Annotated in this window: 16 protein-coding genes; 10 read left to right on the top strand and 6 right to left on the bottom strand. The window is 70.7% G+C overall.

The features are described from left to right. Positions 1-175 precede the first annotated feature (175 nt). The 4 genes from ABIC63_RS04485 to mprF all read right to left on the bottom strand — a co-directional run bounded on the left by ABIC63_RS04485 (position 176) and on the right by mprF (position 6,516). Complete coding sequence (locus ABIC63_RS04485) at positions 176-1,213, bottom strand: GlxA family transcriptional regulator (RefSeq protein ID WP_354318875.1); 1,038 nt, start codon at positions 1,211-1,213, stop codon at positions 176-178. Positions 1,214-1,300: 87 nt separating this feature from the next. After that, a complete protein-coding gene (locus ABIC63_RS04490; protein WP_354318876.1) occupies positions 1,301-2,248 on the bottom strand; it encodes a pseudouridine synthase in 948 nt (315 codons plus the stop codon). Positions 2,249-2,375: 127 nt separating this feature from the next. Continuing rightward, complete coding sequence (locus ABIC63_RS04495; RefSeq protein WP_354318877.1) at positions 2,376-3,869, bottom strand: virulence factor family protein; 1,494 nt, start codon at positions 3,867-3,869, stop codon at positions 2,376-2,378. A 31-nt stretch (positions 3,870-3,900) separates the two neighbouring features. Next, entirely contained in the window at positions 3,901-6,516 is a 2,616-nt protein-coding gene (gene mprF, locus ABIC63_RS04500) for a bifunctional lysylphosphatidylglycerol flippase/synthetase MprF (protein ID WP_354318878.1), read from the bottom strand. Between the two features lie 101 nt (positions 6,517-6,617). Between mprF and ABIC63_RS04505 the strand changes: the two genes are divergently transcribed. The 4 genes from ABIC63_RS04505 (at position 6,618) to ABIC63_RS04520 (ending at position 11,566) form a co-directional block, all read left to right on the top strand. Next, positions 6,618-8,084 carry a malonyl-CoA decarboxylase gene (locus ABIC63_RS04505; protein ID WP_354318879.1) on the top strand — a complete coding sequence of 489 codons (1,467 nt, stop codon included), beginning with the start codon at positions 6,618-6,620 and terminating at the stop codon, positions 8,082-8,084. Positions 8,085-8,167: 83 nt separating this feature from the next. Further along, positions 8,168-9,157 carry a Bug family tripartite tricarboxylate transporter substrate binding protein gene (locus ABIC63_RS04510; protein ID WP_354318880.1) on the top strand — a complete coding sequence of 330 codons (990 nt, stop codon included), beginning with the start codon at positions 8,168-8,170 and terminating at the stop codon, positions 9,155-9,157. An 11-nt stretch (positions 9,158-9,168) separates the two neighbouring features. Then, positions 9,169-9,945 carry an enoyl-CoA hydratase/isomerase family protein gene (locus ABIC63_RS04515; protein ID WP_354318881.1) on the top strand — a complete coding sequence of 259 codons (777 nt, stop codon included), beginning with the start codon at positions 9,169-9,171 and terminating at the stop codon, positions 9,943-9,945. A gap of 73 nt (positions 9,946-10,018) precedes the next feature. Next, positions 10,019-11,566 carry a malonate--CoA ligase gene (locus ABIC63_RS04520; RefSeq protein ID WP_354318882.1) on the top strand — a complete coding sequence of 516 codons (1,548 nt, stop codon included), beginning with the start codon at positions 10,019-10,021 and terminating at the stop codon, positions 11,564-11,566. A 180-nt stretch (positions 11,567-11,746) separates the two neighbouring features. Here the strand turns inward: ABIC63_RS04520 and ABIC63_RS04525 are convergent, their stop codons facing one another. Continuing rightward, a complete protein-coding gene (locus tag ABIC63_RS04525; protein ID WP_354318883.1) occupies positions 11,747-12,172 on the bottom strand; it encodes a universal stress protein in 426 nt (141 codons plus the stop codon). 74 nt (positions 12,173-12,246) lie between these two features. After that, on the bottom strand, positions 12,247-12,690 hold the full coding sequence (locus ABIC63_RS04530; RefSeq protein ID WP_017760202.1) for a universal stress protein: 444 nt from the start codon (positions 12,688-12,690) through the stop codon (positions 12,247-12,249). Between the two features lie 105 nt (positions 12,691-12,795). On the opposite strand from ABIC63_RS04530, the gene ABIC63_RS04535 reads away from it, so the two are divergent. The 6 genes from ABIC63_RS04535 to ccoP all read left to right on the top strand — a co-directional run bounded on the left by ABIC63_RS04535 (position 12,796) and on the right by ccoP (position 18,590). Continuing rightward, a complete protein-coding gene (locus ABIC63_RS04535; RefSeq protein ID WP_354318884.1) occupies positions 12,796-15,159 on the top strand; it encodes a heavy metal translocating P-type ATPase in 2,364 nt (787 codons plus the stop codon). A 12-nt stretch (positions 15,160-15,171) separates the two neighbouring features. Further along, complete coding sequence (ccoS, locus tag ABIC63_RS04540; protein ID WP_017761492.1) at positions 15,172-15,309, top strand: cbb3-type cytochrome oxidase assembly protein CcoS; 138 nt, start codon at positions 15,172-15,174, stop codon at positions 15,307-15,309. 68 nt (positions 15,310-15,377) lie between these two features. Then, on the top strand, positions 15,378-16,817 hold the full coding sequence (gene ccoN, locus ABIC63_RS04545; RefSeq protein ID WP_295524794.1) for a cytochrome-c oxidase, cbb3-type subunit I: 1,440 nt from the start codon (positions 15,378-15,380) through the stop codon (positions 16,815-16,817). A gap of 19 nt (positions 16,818-16,836) precedes the next feature. Then, the gene (gene ccoO, locus ABIC63_RS04550) at positions 16,837-17,469 is read left to right on the top strand and encodes a cytochrome-c oxidase, cbb3-type subunit II (protein ID WP_295524774.1); all 633 of its coding nucleotides are present in this window, start codon (positions 16,837-16,839) and stop codon (positions 17,467-17,469) included. 22 nt (positions 17,470-17,491) lie between these two features. Continuing rightward, the gene (locus ABIC63_RS04555) at positions 17,492-17,629 is read left to right on the top strand and encodes a CcoQ/FixQ family Cbb3-type cytochrome c oxidase assembly chaperone (RefSeq protein WP_017761489.1); all 138 of its coding nucleotides are present in this window, start codon (positions 17,492-17,494) and stop codon (positions 17,627-17,629) included. Positions 17,630-17,666: 37 nt separating this feature from the next. Beyond that, the gene (gene ccoP, locus ABIC63_RS04560) at positions 17,667-18,590 is read left to right on the top strand and encodes a cytochrome-c oxidase, cbb3-type subunit III (protein WP_354318885.1); all 924 of its coding nucleotides are present in this window, start codon (positions 17,667-17,669) and stop codon (positions 18,588-18,590) included. Positions 18,591-18,611: the final 21 nt, after the last annotated feature.

The following is an 18,611-nucleotide window of genomic DNA, read 5'->3' on the forward strand; positions in this document are numbered from 1 at the left end:
ACTGCGGGAGTGATGCAAGGTGCGCGGCGGGTGTCTGGCCCCCTCTCCCTCTGGGAGAGGGCTGGGGTGAGGGCCTGGGCGTTTGCTTGCCAAACGACTGCCGCGAGCGCGCGCGGCCCCCACCCAGCCTCCCCCAGAGGGGGAGGGGACACAGCCGGCAAGGCCGAGAGGCGGGTCAGGCGCTGGATTGCGCCGGATCGATGGCGCCGCCGCCGAAGCGCTCCGCCCAGGCCTGCGGCCCCACGCCGTAGTGCTTGTGGAAGCTGCGCCGCAGGTTCTCCGGATGGCCGAAGCCACACAGCCGGGCCACGGTGGCGACCGAGGCCTGGCCCTGGGCCATCAGGGCGCTGGCCGTCTCCACCCGCAGCCGCTCGATGTAGCGGGCGGGCGAGGTGCCCAGCTCCTTCTGGAAGGCGCGGGTGAGCGAGCGGGGCGGCAGGCAGGCCTGGGCCGCGAGCCGCTCCAGCGACAGGTCGCCGCCGAGCTGGCCCGGCAGCCAGTCGAGCAGCGCGGCCAGCCGGGGCGTGCGGCGCGGCTCGGGCGCGAGCAGGGCGCTGAACTGCGCCTGCCCGCCCGGCCGGCGCAGGAACATCACCAGTTGACGCGCCACGGCCAACGCCATCGGCCGGCCCAGGTCGGCCTCCACCAGCGCCAGCGCAAGGTCGATGCCCGCCGTGACACCGGCCGAGGTGAAGACATGGCCGTCCTGCGCGCTGCCGGGGTCGAAGGTGTGCAGGCAGTCGGGCTCCACCTGCACGGCCGGATGCCGCTCGCGCAGCTGGTCCAGCCGCGACCAGTGCGAGGTGGCGCGGCGGCCGTCGAGCAGGCCGGCCTCGGCCAGCAGCAGGGCGCCGGAGCACACCGAGCCCAGGCGTCGCACCTCGGGCTCGGCGCGGCGCAGCCAATCCAGCAGCGCCGCGCTGCCGCGTTGGGCAATCACGCCATCGCCGCCGGGCACGAGCAGGGTGTCGATGGCGCCCGCCGCAACAGCGGGCCAGGCGTCATCGGGCACAAGGCGCATTCCGGCGGACGTGGCGACGGGCGCAAGCGTCTCGGCGAGCAACCGCAGCCGGTACGGCGCCGCCCTCCGATGGCCATGCTGCGCCACGTCGTTGGCGGTGGCGAAGACCTGCATCGGCCCGGTGACGTCCAGGCTCATGCAGTCGGCGTAGAGCAGGCAGGCGATGGTGCGGGGCGGGGCGGCGGCGGGCATGGCGGCAGTGTGGGCCGTGACGCGAATGGCCACAAGGACAATTGGCCCACGGATCTGGCCACTTGGCGCAACAGGCGCGTGCGATCTTCAATCGGCGCCGGTCGGCCAGGCCAGCGCCAGCGTGCTTCGGAACTGCCTTGGCTGCCCCGTCACCGGGTCATCGAAGGCAATGCTGCGCGCCAGCAACCGCAGCGGGTTCTGCCAGTCGTCCGCCCCTTGCGGCCGCAGCACGGGATAGATGCCGTCGCCCACGATCGGCACACCCAGCGCCTGGCAATGCGCGCGCAGCTGGTGCTTGCGGCCGGTGTGCGGCGCCAGGTCGAGCAGCGCGACGTTGCCGCGCATCTCGCGCACCGCGATGGCCGTCTCCGAATTGGGCTCGCCGGGCACCGTCTCGCTGCGCATGAACACGTCTGCCAGCCGGCTGCGGTACACCGCCGGCAGCGGATGGGGCGGCGGCCAGTGCACCATGGCCTCGTACTGCTTGCGCACGGCCCGTTCGGCGAACAGCCGCTGATAGGCACCGCGCGTGGCCGGCTGCACGCTGAAGACGACCAGGCCGGCGGTCTCGCGGTCGATGCGGTGGATGGGGACCAGGGTGTCGAGCCCCAGGCGTCGCTTGAGGCGGACCAGCAGCGTCTCGCGCACATGGCGGCCGCTGGGCATCACGGGCAGGAAGTGCGGCTTGTCGGCCACCACCAACTGCTCGTCCTGGAAGAGCACCGTCTCCTGGAAGGGCACGGGCGCCTCGTCGGCCCATTCGCGGTAGTACCAGACACGCAGGTCCTTGCGGTAGGCCGTATGCGCGTCGAGCCGGCTGCCGTCGCCCGCCACCACGCGGCCGGCGGCCATGCGGGCCTGCCAGTCGCCGCACGACACCATCGGAAAGCGCTCGGCCAGGAAGTCCAGCACCGTGGCCCAGCCGCCGGGCGGCAGCGCCACGCAGCTCGGGCCCAGGCCGCCGTCCACCGGCAGCGGGCGGGGCTGGGCGGCTCGGCGGGCGCTGCCGGATTTGCGGGCGGGGCAGTCGGACATGGGCGGCGATTGTCGTGATGCAGGCCGGTCCGGCGTCGCGACGACCAGACGGCCGAAGCGCCCCCCGTCGCCGCGGCCGAGGCGCATGCGGCCTGGCAGCGGCCCTCAGGGCCTGGACTGGCCGCTGTCAGCGCAAGGGCGGGGCCGCCTGCAGCACCTTGGCCGCCAGGTCCTCGTAGTTCTCGCCCAGATGGTGGCCGCCCGGCATCGGCAGCACCTTCGCCTGTGTCGCATCCAGGCGCGGGCAGAGCGAGTCGGCCTTCTCCTCGGTCCCGTACACGCACAGCGTGAGGCCCGCTGGCAGGCGCTTGGCCTCGGGCGCGATCGGCTGGTCGCCGCTCTTGCCGATCCAGTTGCTGACGTGGAATTCGAAGGCCGCCTTTTCGCCGGGGCCCAGCAGGCCCAGCAGCTTGACGCTGGCGCGGGTGCGCTCGGGCAGGCGGTTGTAGGCGAAGGGCAGCACGTCGGCGCCCTGCGAGTAGCCCAGCAGCAGCACCTCGCTGCGGCCCCAGCGGGCGGCGTAGTAGCGGATCAGCCGGTCCAGGTCCGCGGCGACGCCCTCGGGCGTGCGGCGGGTCCAGAAGTAGCGCAGCGAATCCAGGCCGGCGACGGGAATGCCGTCCTTGGCCAGGGCCGCGGCCAGGCGCTTGTCGATGCTGGCCCAGCCGCCGTCGCCCGACACCAGCACGGCGAAGCGCTTGCCGGCGCCCTGCACGGGCACCTCGGTCACGGGCAGGTCCGACAGCTGGCTGGGCGGCAGGGCCAGTCCGGCACGCTTCGCGGCCATCTGCGCGAAGGCGGCGTCGAAGCCGGGCGGTGGCGCGTCGGTCGAACTGGCCGCGGCGGGCGCGACCCAGCGGGCGTTGGGCACTTGGGCGGTGAACGCGGCAGGCGCCTGCGGACCCGCAGCGCAGGCCGCGGCATGCGGATCGGCGCCCATCGCCGTCCAGGCGCCGGCCAGGCGCTTGGCGGGTTGCAGGTCGAAAGCGGGCTCCAGCGGCCGCAAGGTCTGCGCGGCCGGGCCGGGCCGCGCAGGCTCGCCGGCCACGGGTTTGCTGCGGAAGTTCTCGTCGCCGCACATCGGCAGCGGCAGGGCGAGCCGCGGACAGAAGTCCAGCGACAGGGCGCCGGTGTAGGTGTCGGCAGGCGACTGCGCGAGCAGGCCGTAGGCCAGCGCACCGGCCTGGCCGGTGCCGACCAGGATCGGCTCGATGTACGTGGGCAGCTTTTCGCCGGCCTGCACGAAGCGCGCGAAGTTCTCCAGGGCGCCCGGGCCGTGCACGCACTGCTGACTGACCGCCGCGAGGCTGCGGTAGAAGCCCAGGCCGGGCACGGCGATCACCATGGCGCCCTGTGCGGTCATGGCCTGCACCAGGCGCAGGTCGCGCGCAGTGGGCGCGTCGCTGCCGGTCAGCAGCACCACGAACTGCTGCACGGCACCGGCGGGGCGGTACAGCGGCACGTCCTTGAAGATCTCGCGCGTGATGCGCTTGGCCGGCTGCGGCAGGGCGGCCGCGCTCGCCACGGGGGCGGTGGGCTGGGCGATGGCGGCGCAGGCCAGCAACAGGCCCGAGGCGCCGGCCACCAGGGCGCGGCGCAAAAAGGAGGTCGGCAATGTCATGCGAGGGAAATCGAAAGCGGGCAGCGCGGCGTCACTTGCCGATCACGCCCTTGGTGCCGCCGCCGATCAGCGCGGCCAGGTCCAGCAGCACCCACAGCGGTGCCACGCCGCCGGGCGCGGCCAGATAGCGCGGCTCCCAGACGGGCTCGAACTTGTCCTTGAAGCTGCGCAGCCCGCGGAAGTTGTAGAAGCGTTCGCCATGCTCGTAGAGCAGACGGCCCAGGCGCTGCCAGCGCGGCGCATGGCGGCGCTCGGCCATGCCGGCCATGGGCGCCATGCCCAGCGCAAAGCGCTGGAAGCCGCGGTCCTTCAGGTGCAGCAGCACCTTGGCGAAGAGGAAGTCCATGGTGCCGGGCGGCGCATCGGGCAGGTGGCGCATCAGGTCGACGGCGGCCTCTTCGGCGGGCGCGGTGACCAGCAGGTTGGCGAAGGCCAGGATGCGGCCCTCGCGCCGGGCCACGGCCACCGGCAGGCGGCGCAGGTAGTCCTCGTCGAAGCGGCCGACCGAGAAGCCTTTCTCGCGCGTCTTCTGACGCGAAAGCCAGGCGTCCGACACGGCGTGCAGCTCGGGCAGGGCGGCTTCCAGCGCCTCGCCCTCGATCACCTCGAACACCAGGCCCTCGCGCTCGCCGCGGTTCATGCCCGAGCGCAGGTTGGCCCGCTTGGCGCCCTTGAGGTCGAACCCGGGCAGCTCGATGTGCGCATGCTCGCCCAGCTTGAAGGCCTGCAGGCCGCAGTCCAGGTACAGCGGCAGGCTGGCCGGGCGCACCTGGTAGAAGGCCGGCCGGCCGCCATGGGTGCGTGCCATCTCGACGAAGCGCCACGCCAGCTCGGCCCATTCGGCCTTGTCGCCCGCGGGGCCGTACAGCGCGATCCAGGAGCGGTTCTGCTTGCCGTACATGAGGAAGCTGCGGCCCGAGGGCGAGAACAGCAGGTGCTTGTCGCCGGTGAGCGCGAAGCAGGCGTCGGCACGCGGGTTGGCGGCCACGATGGCGGCGGCGCGGTCCAGGTCCTCGGTGGTGGGCGCCGCCGCCTGGCCCACAGGCGGGCGCAGCAGCTGCCACAGGCCGTAGGCCATGCCGGCCAGCGCCACGCCAAGAAGCGCGCGCAGCGAGCGCGGTGCCTGCGCGTCCAACTCGAACTGCCACCACAGCCGGTGGGTGTAGGCCACTTCCTGGTAGGCGAAGAACAGCAGCCACAGCGAGCCCGCCAGCACCGCGCCCAGGCCGATCAGCCAGCCGGGCTCCAGCCGCATCGACAGCAGCGAGGACCGGCGGTCGAACTGCTTGCGCGAGACGACCAGCAGCACCGCCAGCGTGGCCAGCAGGCCAGCCTCGTGCAGCGCGATGCCCTTGGGCAGGGCCAGCACGGCCGAGACCACGGCCAGCACCAGCGCCGCCCACCAGGCCGCATCGAGCCGGTGGAACAGCCCGCGCGCCACCAGCAGCAGACCCAGGCCCGCCACGCTGCCCAGGAAGTGCGAGGCTTCCACCAGCGGCAGCGGCACGTTGAGCGTGGCCAGCATCTCGCGGGCGTCTTCGGTGAAGGGCGTGACGCCCGAGGCGATGAGCCACAGCCCTGCCACCAGCGTCAGCGCCGCCAGCAGCCGCGGGCTGAGGCGCGTGGCGGCCCGGGCGATGGGCGTGCCCACGCCGCTCTTCAGCTCCCAGCCCAGCACCAGGGCGGTGGCCGCCACCAGCGGCACGATGTAGTAGATGCCGCGATAGAGCACCAGCGCGGCCAGCATCGAGTCGGCCGGCACGTCGTTGCGGGTGGCCATCAGCATCACCGCCTCGAACACGCCCACGCCGCCGGGCACATGGCTGATGATGCCGGCCACGATGGCGATGGCATAGAAGGCGGTGAAGGCCGGCAGGTCGATGCGCTCGCCCGGCAGCAGGAACCACAGCGCCGCCGCCGAGGCCGTCAGCTCGAAGGCCGAGATGACCAACTGCCGCACCGCCAGGCCTGCCGGCGGCAGCCGCAGGCGCCAGCGGCCGGCGATCTGCAGGTTGCGCTGGCGCCGGCACAGCGCCAGGAACACGCCCACGCCCACCAGCAGCAGGCCCGAGCCCAACTGGAGCAGTTCTGGCGGCAGGCCGACCAGCCCCGCCACGTCGGGCGCGCCCCACAGCAGCGCCACCGCGCCGAAGGCGGTGATGCCCAGGCCGAAGGCCGCCGCGTTGAATACCACCACCTGCGCCACCTGGTGCGCCTTGAGGCCCGCCGCCGTGTAGAGCCGGGTGCGCACCGCGCCGCCGGTCAGCGGGCCGAGGCCGATGGTGTTGGACAGCGCATAGGCCGTGAAGGAGGTCAGCAGCACCGTGCCCCGGTTCACCCGGGCATGGGCATAGGCCAGGGCCGAGAAGTCGTAGCCCGACAGGATGAAGTAGCTGGCGGCGGTGGCCATCAGCGCCAGCACGATGTCCAGCTCGTGCGTGCCGGCGATGGCCCGCATCACGTCGTCGTAGCGCACCTCGCCGGCCAGGCCGTGCAGGGCGGCGGCGAGCAGCAGGCACAGCAGCAGTGCTGCGGCGGCGATCAGCCAGGGTTTGAGGCGCTGCCAGCCGAGGGCGACGGCCTCTGTAGGAACAGGGCGCGTCCCCGTCGAGGCGGAGTCGGGGGAGGGGTGGGAAAGCTCGGTCACGGTGTACAAAGAGGGGGCCTGCCGGCATGCGCCGTCGGCCTCAAGCCACAACGCAGGCCCCGGCCGCCGCGTTGGCCCGGTCCCGAAATTTTGTTGATTCCATGAGCAAAACTCCCCCCGACTGGTTGTCCAAGGGCGTCTCGCTGCTGCGCCCGGGCGCGCCGGCAGACGCTGCGGGCGCCGCCAGGCCGGCCCCCGCCGCCACCGGCGATGCGCGCCCGACCCGCACCCTGACCGAACGCATGGCCGCCACGCTGCGCCGCCATGGCGAGGCCCTGCCGCCCCGCGCGCTGCGCCGCATGCTCGAAGACCTGCAGGGCGTGACCGACAGCCGCACCAGCGAGGTCGAGGCCGGCCGCCGCGCCCATGCCGTGATGACTGCCTACCAGGCGCTGACCGCCGACGAGCGCCGTGACGTCTGGCTCCTGATGGCCGAATGCTTCGCCCCCGACGGCGCCAAGCTGAAGACCGCGCGCGAGCAGTACGAAGCCGCCGAGCCCGGCTCGCCCGAGCAGGCCCAGGCCGAGGCCAAGTTGCGTCGCGCCTCGGCCTCGCCCCGCGCCCGTCTGCTGCAACGCTTCGCCATCCCCGAGGAAGGGCTGCGCTTCCTGGTCGGGCTGCGGGCCGAGCTGCTGCCCGTGGTGCGCAAGGACCGGCGCCTGGCCGCCCTCGACGCCGAGCTGGAGCAGCTGTTCTCGACCTGGTTCGATGTGGCCTTCCTCGACCTCAAGCGCATCAGCTGGGATTCGCCCGCCTCGCTGATCGAGAAGCTGATCGAGTACGAGGCGGTGCACGACATCAAGGGCTGGTCCGACGTCAAGAACCGGCTGGACGACACCGACCGCCGCTGCTACGGCTTCTTCCATCCCCGCCTGCCCGGCGTGCCGCTGATCTTCGTGGAGGTGGCGCTGACCGACGCCATCAGCGATGCCATCGCGCCGCTGCTGGACGAGGCGGCCACCGCCACCCCGGCGCACAAGGCTTCGACCGCGATCTTCTACTCCATCAGCAACACCCAGACCGGCCTGCGGGGCGTGAGCTTCGGCGATTCGCTGATCAAGCGGGTGGTGGAGACGCTGCGCGAGGAATTCCCCAAGCTCAAGAACTTCGCGACGCTCTCGCCCATCCCCGGGCTGCGCCAGTGGCTGGGCGGCCAGGCCGCGGCCCTGCTGCCACGCCTGCCCGACAAGCAGGCCCAGGCGCTGGGCCGTCATCTGGGCAGCCTGCCGCCCACGGCCGACCGGCTGCTGGCGGCGCTGGACGATGCGCCTTCGCTGGGCGAGCGCTCGCCGCTGCGTCAGACGCTGCTGCACCTGGCGGCCGAGTACCTGGGTCGGGTCGGCCAGGATGGCAAGCCCGCCGACCCGGTGGCACGCTTCCACCTCGGCAACGGCGCGCGGGTCGAGCGGCTCAACTGGGCCGCCGACCTGTCGCCCAAGGGCATCAAGCAGTCCTGGGGCCTGATGGTCAACTACCTGTACGACCTCAAGCGCCTGGACAAGCACCGCGCCCTGCTCGCCGACGGCAAGGTGCCGGTGTCGGGCGACATCGAGGGGCTGCTGCTCTGAGCCCCTGCTGAATCCCCGGGCCGATTCCATCCCACAAGCGCCGCCGGCCCCGGCGCATCCAAGACGAGAGACGGAGACAAGCCATGACCCCCCCACCGATCCATCGGCGCAGCCTGCTGCGCCTGGCCGCGGCCGGCGCCGCTGCCGCCTGCGCCGGCGTGCGCGCGCAGAGCACCTGGCCCAGCCGGCCCGTGACGCTGGTCGTGCCCTTTCCCGCCGGCGGCGGCACCGACGCCTTCGCGCGGCCGCTGGCGGCGCAGTTCACCAAGGCGACCGGCCACACGCTGGTGATTGACAACCGCGGGGGCGCGGGCGGCACCGTGGGCGCCAGCATCGCGGCCAAAGGCGCGCCCGACGGCCACACGCTGTTCATGGGGGCCGTGCACCATGCCATCGCGCCGGCCATCTACCCCCGGCTCGACTACGACATCGAGCGCGACTTCGTGCCGCTGATGCTGCTGGCCAACGTGCCGCAGGTGGTGGTGGTCAACCCACGGCGCGTGACCCAGCCGGGCATCAAGGAATTCATCGCCTATGCCAAGCAGAACCCCGGCAAGCTCAACTACGCCTCGGCCGGCGCGGGCACCTCGCACCACCTGGCGGGCGAGCTGTTCAAGCTGCAGACCGGCACCTTCATCACGCACATTCCCTACCGCGGCGCGGGCCCCATGCTTCAGGACCTGATCGCCGGCAACGTGGACTGTGGCTTCGACGGGCTGGGCTCGTCGGCGCAGCACATCAAGGCCGGCCGCATCAAGGCGCTGATGGTCTCGGGCGCGCAGCGCAACGCCGCCTTTCCCGATGTGCCCAGCGCCAGCGAGTCGGGCCTGCCCGACTACACCGTCACCACCTGGTACGGCCTGTGGGCGCCCAAGGGCACGCCGCCCGAGCTGGCGGCGCGCATCACCGAGGACATGCGCCGCACGCTGGCCGCCGACGAGCTCAAGACCATCTGGGCCAACAACGGCTCGGAGATCCCCAACCTGACCGGCCCGGCCTATGGCCAGTTCGTCTCGGCCGAGGTCAGGCGCTGGGCGGCGGTGGTCAAGGCCTCGGGGGCCAAACTCGAATAGATTTGGCCTTCATGAGCGACAAGAACGATGCGATCGACCTGGCGCGCGACGGTGCCATCGCCACCCTGACGCTGCGCAACCCCGGCCGGCTCAACGCCATGACCCGCGGCATGTGGCATGGCCTGCGGGCCGCCGCCGAGGGGCTGGCGGTCGACGCCAGCCTGCGCTGCGTGGTCGTGCGCGGGGAGGGCGGCGCCTTCTGCGCCGGCGGCGACATCTCCGAATACCCGGCCTTCCGCTACGACGTGGCCAGCCTGCGGCATTTCCACGAGGAAGAGGTCTGGGGCGCCCTGGCCGCCCTGCTGGCCTGCCCGGTGCCGCTGGTGGCGCAGATCGAGGGTGCCTGCATGGGGGCGGGGCTGGAGATCGCCAGCTGCTGCGACATCCGGCTGGCCGGCGCCTCGGCCCGCTTCGGCGCGCCCATCGCCAAGCTGGGCTTCCCGATGGCACCGCGCGAGGCGGCGCTCGTGCGCAGCCAGATCGGCGATGCTCTGGCGCGCGACATGCTGCTGGCCGCCAGCCTGCATCCGGCGCCGCGGCTGCTGGCGGCGGGATTCCTGCTCGACGTGCTGCCCGACGCCGAGGTGGCCGATGCGGCCTGGCGCCATGCCCAGCGCATCGCCAACCTGGCGCCCCAGGCCGCCCGGCTGCACAAGGCCACCTTTCGCGCCCTGGCCGCGGGCGAGATGCAGCAGTTGCTGGCCGGCGCCTACGACTACGCCGACTCGGCCGAGCACCGCGAGGGCATCGGCGCCTTTCTCGCCAAAAGGCCACCCCGCTTCGACTGAATCCGTGAATACTCGGCCCCTGTCCAGCCCCCCAACCTTCATCCAACCGCCCCTTCGTCTCCCGCCCTTCTTCATGAGCTCCACGCCCAACGCCAACCTCTTTGCCGCGCTGCGCGCCGCCTTTCCGCACGACCTCGACGAGATCGCCGTCGAAACCGATGAGGGCCTCGCCTATTCATGGCGCGACCTGGAGCGGGCCAGCGCCATGATCGCCAACCTGCTGGGCAGCCTGGGCCTGCAGCCCGGGGCGCGCGTGGCGGTGCAGGTCGAGAAGTCGGTGGAGGCCATGCTGCTGTACCTGGCCACGCTGCGGGCGGGCTACGTCTTCCTGCCGCTGAACACCGCCTACCAACGCGCCGAGATGGAGTACTTCATCGGCAATGCGGAGCCCGAGGTGGTGGTGTGCACCCCTGCCAACCTGGAGTGGGTGGAGCCCATCGCCAAGGCGGCCGGCACGCGCTGGGTGTTCACGCTGGACGACAACCGCACCGGCACGCTGCTGGGCCATGCCGCCACCTGCAGCGCCGAGCACGAGATCGTGCGCAAGGCCGACGACGATCTGGCGGCCATCCTCTACACCAGCGGCACCACCGGCCGCAGCAAGGGCGCGATGCTGTCGCACCGCAACCTGCGCAGCAATGCCGAGGTGCTCAAGACCTACTGGGGCTGGACGCACGGCGACGTGTTGCTGCACGCGCTGCCCATCTTCCACGTCCACGGGCTGTTCGTGGCCATCCATGGCGCGCTGCTCAACGGAAGCAAGATGCTCTGGTTCGGCAAGTTCGACCCCAAGCGCGTCATCGCCAAGCTGCCCGAGGCGACCGTCTTCATGGGCGTACCCACGCTGTACGTGCGCATGCTGGCCGAGCCCACGCTGAGCCTGGCGGCCTGCGACAACATGCGCCTCTTCATCAGCGGCTCGGCGCCGCTGCTCATCGAGACCTTCAACGACTGGCAGACCCGCACCGGCCACACCATCCTGGAGCGCTACGGCATGAGCGAAACCATCATGCTGACCTCCAATCCCTACACCTCGGTGCAGGGCGCGCGGCGCGGCGGCACGGTGGGCTTTCCGCTGCCGGGCGTCAAGCTGCGGGTGCGGGCCTATGAAGACGGCAAGCCGCCGCGCGACTGCGATCGCGACGAGATCGGCAACATCGAGGTGGCCGGCCCGAATGTGTTCGCCGGCTACTGGCGCATGCCCGAGAAGACCAAGGAGGAGTTCACGCCCGACGGCTTCTTCAAGACCGGCGACGTGGGCAAGGTCGACACGCTGGGCTATGTGACCATCGTGGGCCGTAGCAAGGACCTGATCATCAGCGGCGGCTACAACGTGTACCCGGCCGAGATCGAGGGCTACATCAACGAGATGCCCGGCGTGGCCGAGAGCGCGGTGGTTGGCGTGCCGCATCCCGACTTCGGCGAGGTGGGCGTGGCGGTCGTGGTGGGCAAGCCGGGCGCCTCGCCCGACGCCGACGCCATCGTGGCCGAGCTCAAGGCCAAGCTGGCCAACTTCAAGATCCCCAAGCGCTGCTTCGTCGTCGACGAACTGCCGCGCAACCAGATGGGCAAGGTGCAGAAGGCCTTGCTTCGCGACCAGCACAAGGCCCTGTTCACCTGATTCGGCAAGCGGCCCGCCCAGCATGAAACCGGCGCAGCCCGATTGATCGAAGGGCCGCGGAGCAGGCCATGCGAGAGCACCCGAGGAACTGGCTTTGCCAGGCCTCCGGGTGCGCCCCCCTCCAAGCCGAAGGCGCCAGAGAGGGGGGAGCCGCGAAGCGGCATGGGGGGTGGCGCAGGTTCACTGCACGAGCAGCACCGGCAGGTCGCTCTCGGCGATCACCTTGGTGGCCACCGAGCCCATCAGCGCGCGGCCCAGGGTGCCATGCCCGTGCGTGCCCATGACGACCAGGCCCGCGCCGCATTCCTCTGCGGCACGCACGATCTCCTCGGCAGCCTGCCCATGGCGGGTCTGCACCGAGGCGTTGGCGATGCCCAGGCCCTGCAGCTGCTGCTTCACCGGATCGATCACCTTGGCGCCTTCTTCCTTGTAGTACTCGGCCAGGGTGTCCTTCGCGATGTGGCGGCTGGCATGCGGCGGGATGGCCGGGCACACATGCACCAGCACCAACTCATGGCCATCGACGAACATGCTTCGCTGGGCGGCGATGTAGTCCAGTGCCTTGCGGGTGAACTCACTGCCATCCACGGCGACGACGATCTTCATTGCTCTTGCTCCTTTTCTGGGGTGAGGACATGCGCCACGAGGGCGCAGCCCAGTGTGGCTGTTGGGGACCGCGCTCAGCGCAATACCAGCACGGGCAATGTGGAATGGGTGAGCACGTGCTGGGTCTCGCTGCCCAGCAGCAGCCGCTTGATGCCCTTGCGGCCGTGCGAGGCCATCACGATCAGATCGGCCTTGTGCTTGCGCGCGGCGCTGATGATCGACTCGGCCACCAGGTCGGACTTGACCACCGCGGCCCGCGCCTTCACGCCCTTGGCCTGCACCTGGGCCACCACCTTGTCCACCAGCTCGCGGGCCTGCTCGGACCATTGCTTCTCGATACGCGCGACGTCCTGCGTTTCGAACACCACGGCGCCTTCGAGATAGCTCACCGGGTAGCGTGGCACCACGTTCAGCACCACGATCTCGGCGCCGCAGGTCTGGGCGAGCGCGGTGGCGTGCTGGACGGCTTTCTTCGACAGGCTGGAGCTGTCGGTGGGGACGAGGATGCGCTGGTACATGGTCTGAGGCTCCGTGTTGATGTGGCTCCAGCATAGGCAGCACGGCGCGGCCGAAACTTGACCGAGGTCAAGGCCCACGAGGGTGCGCACGCGCAGCATCGGTGCATGCAAGCTGCCCTTCCTCTAGGCTCCGCCAGCGCACCGACGGAAGCCGACGTCCAGGCCCGCACGGCCCTCGACGACCCGGCCGAATGGCCGGCCTTCGGCCACGAACTGCGCGCGGGCGGTGACTGGGAGTCGCAGGTCTGCGTGGAAGGCATCCACTGCGCAGCCTGCGCCTTCACCATCGAGGACGCCCTGCTGCGCCTGCCCGGCGTGCGCAAGGTGACGGTCAATGCCGCGAGCCGCCGTGCGCGCATCGTGTGGTCGCCCACGCAGGTGCAGCCCTCGCGCTGGTTCGCGGCCGTGGCCGAGGCGGGCTACCGCTTCGCGCCCGCCGCCGATGCCTCGCTGCGCATTGCACGGCAGAAGGAAGCAAGGCGCGCGCTCTTCCGCTGGCTGGTGGCCGGCCTGTGCATGATGCAGGTGATGATGTATGCGCTGCCGGCCTACGTGGCCGGCCCGGGCGAGATGACGCCCGACATCGAGCGCCTGCTGCGCTGGGCCTCGTGGGTGCTCACGCTGCCCGTCATGGCCTTTGCCTGCGGTCCCTTCTTCGGCAGCGCCTGGCGCGATCTGCGCCATGGCCGTATCGGCATGGATGTGCCCGTGGCGCTGGGTATGGCCATCGCCTTCGTGGTCAGCACGGCGGGCACCTTCGACCCCGACGGTGCGCTGGGCCACGAGGTGTACTTCGACTCGCTCACCATGTTCGTGTTCTTCCTGCTCACGGGACGCTGGCTGGAGTCGCGGCTGCGCGACCGCACGGCGGGTGCGCTCGATGCGCTGGCCGGCCGCCTGCCGGAGACGGCCGAGCGGCGGCAGATCCACGGCGGCTTCGAGCGCGTGCCGCTGCGCCGCGTGCAGGTGGGCGACGTGCTGCGCGTGCGGCCCGGCGAGTCCTTTCCGGCGGACGGCATCGTGGTCGACGGCGACACGCTGGCCGACGAGGCGCTGCTGACCGGCGAGTCGCGCCCCGTGGCCAAGCCCTATGGCGAGACGGTGCATGCCGGCAGCCACAACCTGTCGGCGCCAGTGCTGGTGCTCGTGCGTCAGGTGGGCAGTGGCACGCGCTTCGCGCAGATCGTGGCGCTCATGGAAAGCGCAGCCATGCAGCGCCCGCGGCTGGCCGCGATGGCCGACCGCATCGCGCGGCCCTTCCTGCTGGCGGTGGTGCTCGCGGCGGGCGGTGCGGCGCTGTGGTGGTGGCCGGTGGACCCGGGTCATGCGCTGATGGTCGCGGTCTCGGTGCTGATCGTGACCTGTCCCTGCGCGCTCTCGCTGGCGACGCCCGCGGCCATGCTGGCCAGCGCAGGCGCGCTGGCACGGCGTGGCGTGCTGGTGGCCCACATGCAGGCGCTGGAATCGCTGGCCACGGCGCAGACGGTGGTCTTCGACAAGACCGGAACACTCACGCGCGGCACGCCGCGGCTGGACCGGGTCTACAGCCGCCGCGGCACGCTGCCCGGCGACGCACTCGAACTCGCGGTGGCACTGGCCGAAGGTTCGCTGCACCCGGCCGCACGGGCGTTGCGCCAGGCCTGGGACGCGCAGCGTCGCGTTCCGCCCGCGTGGCGTGCCGAGGCAATGCAGGAACTGCACGGGCAGGGCGTGCAGGGCCTCCTGCGGCCGCGGCAGGGCGATGCGCCCGCGCGCCATGTGCGGCTGGGCAGTGCGGCCTTCTGCGAGGCCCGTGCGCTGCAGACCGACGCCATGCAGGTCCACCTGCGCGACGACGAGGGCTGGGTGGCCAGCTTCGCGCTCGCCGAAGACCTGCGGCCCGAAGCGCCGGAGGCGATCGCGCGGCTCAAGGCCCAGGGCCTGGTGCCACGCCTGCTTTCCGGCGACCGCGAGGCCGCCGCGCAGCGGCTGGCGGCCAGCGCCGGCATCGACACGGCACGCGGCGGCTGCAGCCCCGAGGACAAGCTGCACGAGGTGCGCCGCCTGCAGGCGCAGGGCAGGGCGGTGGCCATGGTGGGCGACGGTCTCAACGATGGGCCGGTGATCGCCCAGGCCGATGCCTCCTTCGCCTTCGGCAATGCCGTGCCGCTCACGCAGGCGCGGGCCGACTTCGTGGTGCTGGCCGATTCGCTGCAGGCGGTGCCCGACACCGTGGCACAGGCGCGGCGCACGTTGCGCATCGTGCGACAGAACCTGGTCGGGTCCGCGGCCTACAACGCGCTGTGCGTGCCCCTGGCGCTGGCAGGCTGGCTGCCGGCCTGGCTGGCTGGCCTGGGCATGGCGCTCAGCTCGCTGGTGGTGGTGCTCAACAGTGCACGCCTGTCGCGCATGGATGCCGGCGGAATCCAACCGACAGTGGCCTCGGCGGAGCGCATGCCTGCGGATGCCACGCTGGTGCCGCAAGGCTGAGGGGGAAGGGCCATGGACATCCTCTTCGTGCTCGTGCCGCTGTCGGTGCTGCTGGTGCTGCTGATCATCGCGGGCCTGTGGTGGGCCGTGGAGCGCGGCCAGTTCGATGACGTGGAACAGGAAGGCGCGCGCATTCTGCAAAGCGATTGATCTCCGTCAATCGACCGGCGGGAACCGAGTCGGACACTGCCTACAAGTTCCTCAACCTGGTTCCCAAGATGCAGTCCTCCCACTCACCTGCGGCGCTCTACAACGACACGGTCGTGCGCCAGTTCTCGCTGATGGCCGTGGTCTGGGGCGTGGTCGGCATGCTCGTCGGCGTGATCATCGCCGCCCAGCTGACCTGGCCCGATCTCAACCTCGGCATTCCCTGGCTGAGCTACGGACGCCTGCGGCCGCTGCACACCAACGCGGTCATCTTCGCCTTCGGCGGCTGCGCGCTCTTTGCCACCAGCTATCACGTGGTGCAGCGCACCTGCCAGACGCGGCTGTTCGCGCCGGGCCTGGCGGCCTTCACCTTCTGGGGCTGGCAGGCCGTCATCGTGGCCGCGGCCATCAGCCTGCCGCTGGGCTACACCACCGGCAAGGAATACGCCGAGCTCGAATGGCCCATCGACATCCTGATCACGCTGGTCTGGGTGTCGTATGCCATCGTGTTCTTCGGCACGGTGGGCACGCGCAAGGTCAAGCACATCTATGTGGCCAACTGGTTCTACGGTGCCTTCATCATCGCGGTGGCCCTGCTGCATGTGGTCAACAGCGCCGAGGTGCCCGCGGGCTGGATGAAGAGCTACTCGGCCTATGCCGGCGTGCAGGACGCCATGGTGCAGTGGTGGTACGGCCATAACGCGGTGGGCTTCTTTCTCACCGCCGGCTTCCTGGGGATGATGTACTACTACATCCCCAAGCAGGCCGAGCGCCCGGTCTACAGCTACCGCCTGTCGATCGTGCACTTCTGGGCGCTGATCTTCACCTACATGTGGGCAGGCCCGCACCACCTGCACTACACCGCGCTGCCCGACTGGACGCAATCGCTGGGCATGCTGTTCTCGCTGATCCTGCTGGCGCCCAGCTGGGGCGGGATGATCAACGGCATCATGACCCTGTCGGGTGCCTGGCACAAGCTGCGCACGGATCCGATCCTGCGCTTCCTGATCGTGGCCCTGTCCTTCTACGGCATGTCCACCTTCGAGGGCCCGATGATGTCCATCAAGACGGTCAACGCCCTCAGCCACTACACCGACTGGACCATCGGCCACGTGCACTCCGGCGCACTGGGCTGGGTGGGCCTGATCTCGATGGGCTCGCTCTACTACCTGATCCCGCGCATGTGGGGCCGCACCACGATGCACAGCATCAAGGCCATCGAGCTTCACTTCTGGATGGCCACCATCGGCATCGTCCTCTACATCGCCGCCATGTGGATCGCCGGCGTGATGCAGGGCCTGATGTGGCGCGCCATCAACCCCGACGGCACGCTCACCTACACCTTCGCCGAAGGCGTGAAGGCCACCTTCCCCTTCTACGTGGTGCGCTTGCTGGGCGGCCTGCTGTACCTGGGCGGCATGCTGGTCATGGCCTGGAACGTGTGGATGACCGTGATCTCGGGCCGTGCCGTGCGCGCCACCATCCCGGCCCCGCAAGCGGCCCATGCCTGATCGAACGGAGCACAAGAACATGAGCCAGACGACGCCCTCCACGTCCACCGGCTTCTCGCATGAGAAGGTCGAGACCAACAACTTCCTGATGATCGTGCTGATCCTGCTGGTCGTCGCCGTCGGCGGCCTGGTGGAGATCGTGCCGCTGTTCTTCCAGAAGTCCACCACCGAGCCCATCGCCGGCCTCAAGCCCTACACGGCGCTGCAGCTGGCCGGCCGCGACATCTACCTGCGCGAGGGTTGCTACAACTGCCACTCGCAGATGATCCGCCCCTTCCGCGCCGAGACGCTGCGCTATGGCCACTACTCGGTGGCCGGCGAGTTCGTGTACGACCACCCCTTCCAGTGGGGCAGCAAGCGCACCGGCCCCGACCTGCAGCGCGTGGGCGGCAAGTACAGCGACGAGTGGCACCGCATCCACCTGAACAACCCGCGTGACGTGGTGCCCGAGTCCAACATGCCCGCCTACAGCTGGCTGGAGAAGAACACCGTGGACGCCGCGGCCCTGCCGTCCCACATGCGGGCCCTGCGCAAGGTGGGCGTGCCCTACACCGACGAGGACATCGCCGGCGCGCAGGCTGCCGTCGAAGGCAAGACCGAGATGGAAGCCACCATCGCCTACCTGCAGTCGCTGGGCCGTGCCCTGAAGTAAGCGAACGAGGAGTACCCCCATCATGGACCTGACCACCCTGCGTTCCATCGCCACTGTCGTGTGCTTCGTGCTCTTCCTGGGCATCGTGGCCTGGGCCTATGCGCGGCGCAACCGTGCCGGCTTCGAGGAGGCAGCACGCCTGCCCTTCGAGCAGGACTGAGCGCACCGCGCCAACGCATCGAACGAGAGAGATCACGATGAGCGACTTCATCAACAACTTCTGGTCGAACTACGTCATCGCCGCCACGGTGCTGAGCATCCTGGGCTGCGCGATCCTGCTGTGGATGACGGCGCGCAAGCGCGTCGTCGCCGACAAGGACAACACCACCGGCCACGTCTGGGACGAGGACCTGCGCGAGGCCAACAACCCACTGCCGCTGTGGTGGGTGGGCCTGTTCATCATCACCATCGTCTTCGCGGTGGGCTACCTGGCCTTCTTCCCCGGCCTGGGCAGTGTGCAGGGCAAGCTGGGCTGGAGCTCGGCCGGCGAGTACAAGGCCGAGGTCGAGAAGGCCAATGCGGAGCTGGCCCCCGTCTATGCGCGCTTCGCCAGTGCGCCGGTGGAGCAGGTGGCCGCCGACCCCGCAGCGCGCGCCATCGGCGAGCGGCTGTTCATGAACAACTGCGCCCAGTGCCACGGCTCGGACGCGCGGGGCAGCAAGGGCTTTCCCAACCTGACCGACAACGACTGGCTGCACGGCGGCACGCCCGACAAGATCATCGAGACCATCACGCTGGGCCGCGTCGGGACCATGCCGCCCATGGCAGCCGCCGTGGGCACGGCGGACGACGTGAAGAACGTGGCCAACTACGTGCTCAGCCTGTCGGGCAGCCCGCACGACTCGGTGCGCGCCGGCCTGGGCAAGGCCAAGTTCGCGGTCTGTGCGGCCTGCCATGGCGCCGACGGCGGCGGCAACCAGGCGCTGGGCGCCCCGCGGCTCAACGACAACATCTGGCTGCACGGCTACGGCGAGGCCGCCATCATCGCCATGGTCAACAACGGCAAGCAGAACGTGATGCCGGCGCAGAACGAGCGGCTGACCGAGGCGCAAATCCGCGTGCTCGCGAGTTACGTCTGGGGCCTGTCCCACAACGCCACCACGGCGTCGGCCAAGCCTTGAGTGGCTTCATGACCCTCCGAG

It is taken from the genome of Pseudacidovorax sp. 1753, from assembly GCF_040544975.1.
In the GTDB taxonomy this organism is placed as follows: Bacteria; Pseudomonadota; Gammaproteobacteria; order Burkholderiales; family Burkholderiaceae_C; genus Xenophilus.

Coding starts and splice junctions, on each gene's coding strand:
- ABIC63_RS04495 (WP_354318877.1), bottom strand. CDS start 3,869: ATGACATTGCCGACCTCCTTTTTGCGCCGCGCCCTGGTGGCCGGCGCC.
- ABIC63_RS04530 (WP_017760202.1), bottom strand. CDS start 12,690: ATGTACCAGCGCATCCTCGTCCCCACCGACAGCTCCAGCCTGTCGAAG.
- ccoN (WP_295524794.1), top strand. CDS start 15,378: ATGCAGTCCTCCCACTCACCTGCGGCGCTCTACAACGACACGGTCGTG.
- ABIC63_RS04485 (WP_354318875.1), bottom strand. CDS start 1,213: ATGCCCGCCGCCGCCCCGCCCCGCACCATCGCCTGCCTGCTCTACGCC.
- ABIC63_RS04520 (WP_354318882.1), top strand. CDS start 10,019: ATGAGCTCCACGCCCAACGCCAACCTCTTTGCCGCGCTGCGCGCCGCC.
- ccoP (WP_354318885.1), top strand. CDS start 17,667: ATGAGCGACTTCATCAACAACTTCTGGTCGAACTACGTCATCGCCGCC.
- ccoO (WP_295524774.1), top strand. CDS start 16,837: ATGAGCCAGACGACGCCCTCCACGTCCACCGGCTTCTCGCATGAGAAG.
- ABIC63_RS04535 (WP_354318884.1), top strand. CDS start 12,796: ATGCAAGCTGCCCTTCCTCTAGGCTCCGCCAGCGCACCGACGGAAGCC.
- ABIC63_RS04555 (WP_017761489.1), top strand. CDS start 17,492: ATGGACCTGACCACCCTGCGTTCCATCGCCACTGTCGTGTGCTTCGTG.
- ABIC63_RS04515 (WP_354318881.1), top strand. CDS start 9,169: ATGAGCGACAAGAACGATGCGATCGACCTGGCGCGCGACGGTGCCATC.
- ABIC63_RS04490 (WP_354318876.1), bottom strand. CDS start 2,248: ATGTCCGACTGCCCCGCCCGCAAATCCGGCAGCGCCCGCCGAGCCGCC.
- ccoS (WP_017761492.1), top strand. CDS start 15,172: ATGGACATCCTCTTCGTGCTCGTGCCGCTGTCGGTGCTGCTGGTGCTG.
- ABIC63_RS04510 (WP_354318880.1), top strand. CDS start 8,168: ATGACCCCCCCACCGATCCATCGGCGCAGCCTGCTGCGCCTGGCCGCG.
- ABIC63_RS04525 (WP_354318883.1), bottom strand. CDS start 12,172: ATGAAGATCGTCGTCGCCGTGGATGGCAGTGAGTTCACCCGCAAGGCA.
- ABIC63_RS04505 (WP_354318879.1), top strand. CDS start 6,618: ATGAGCAAAACTCCCCCCGACTGGTTGTCCAAGGGCGTCTCGCTGCTG.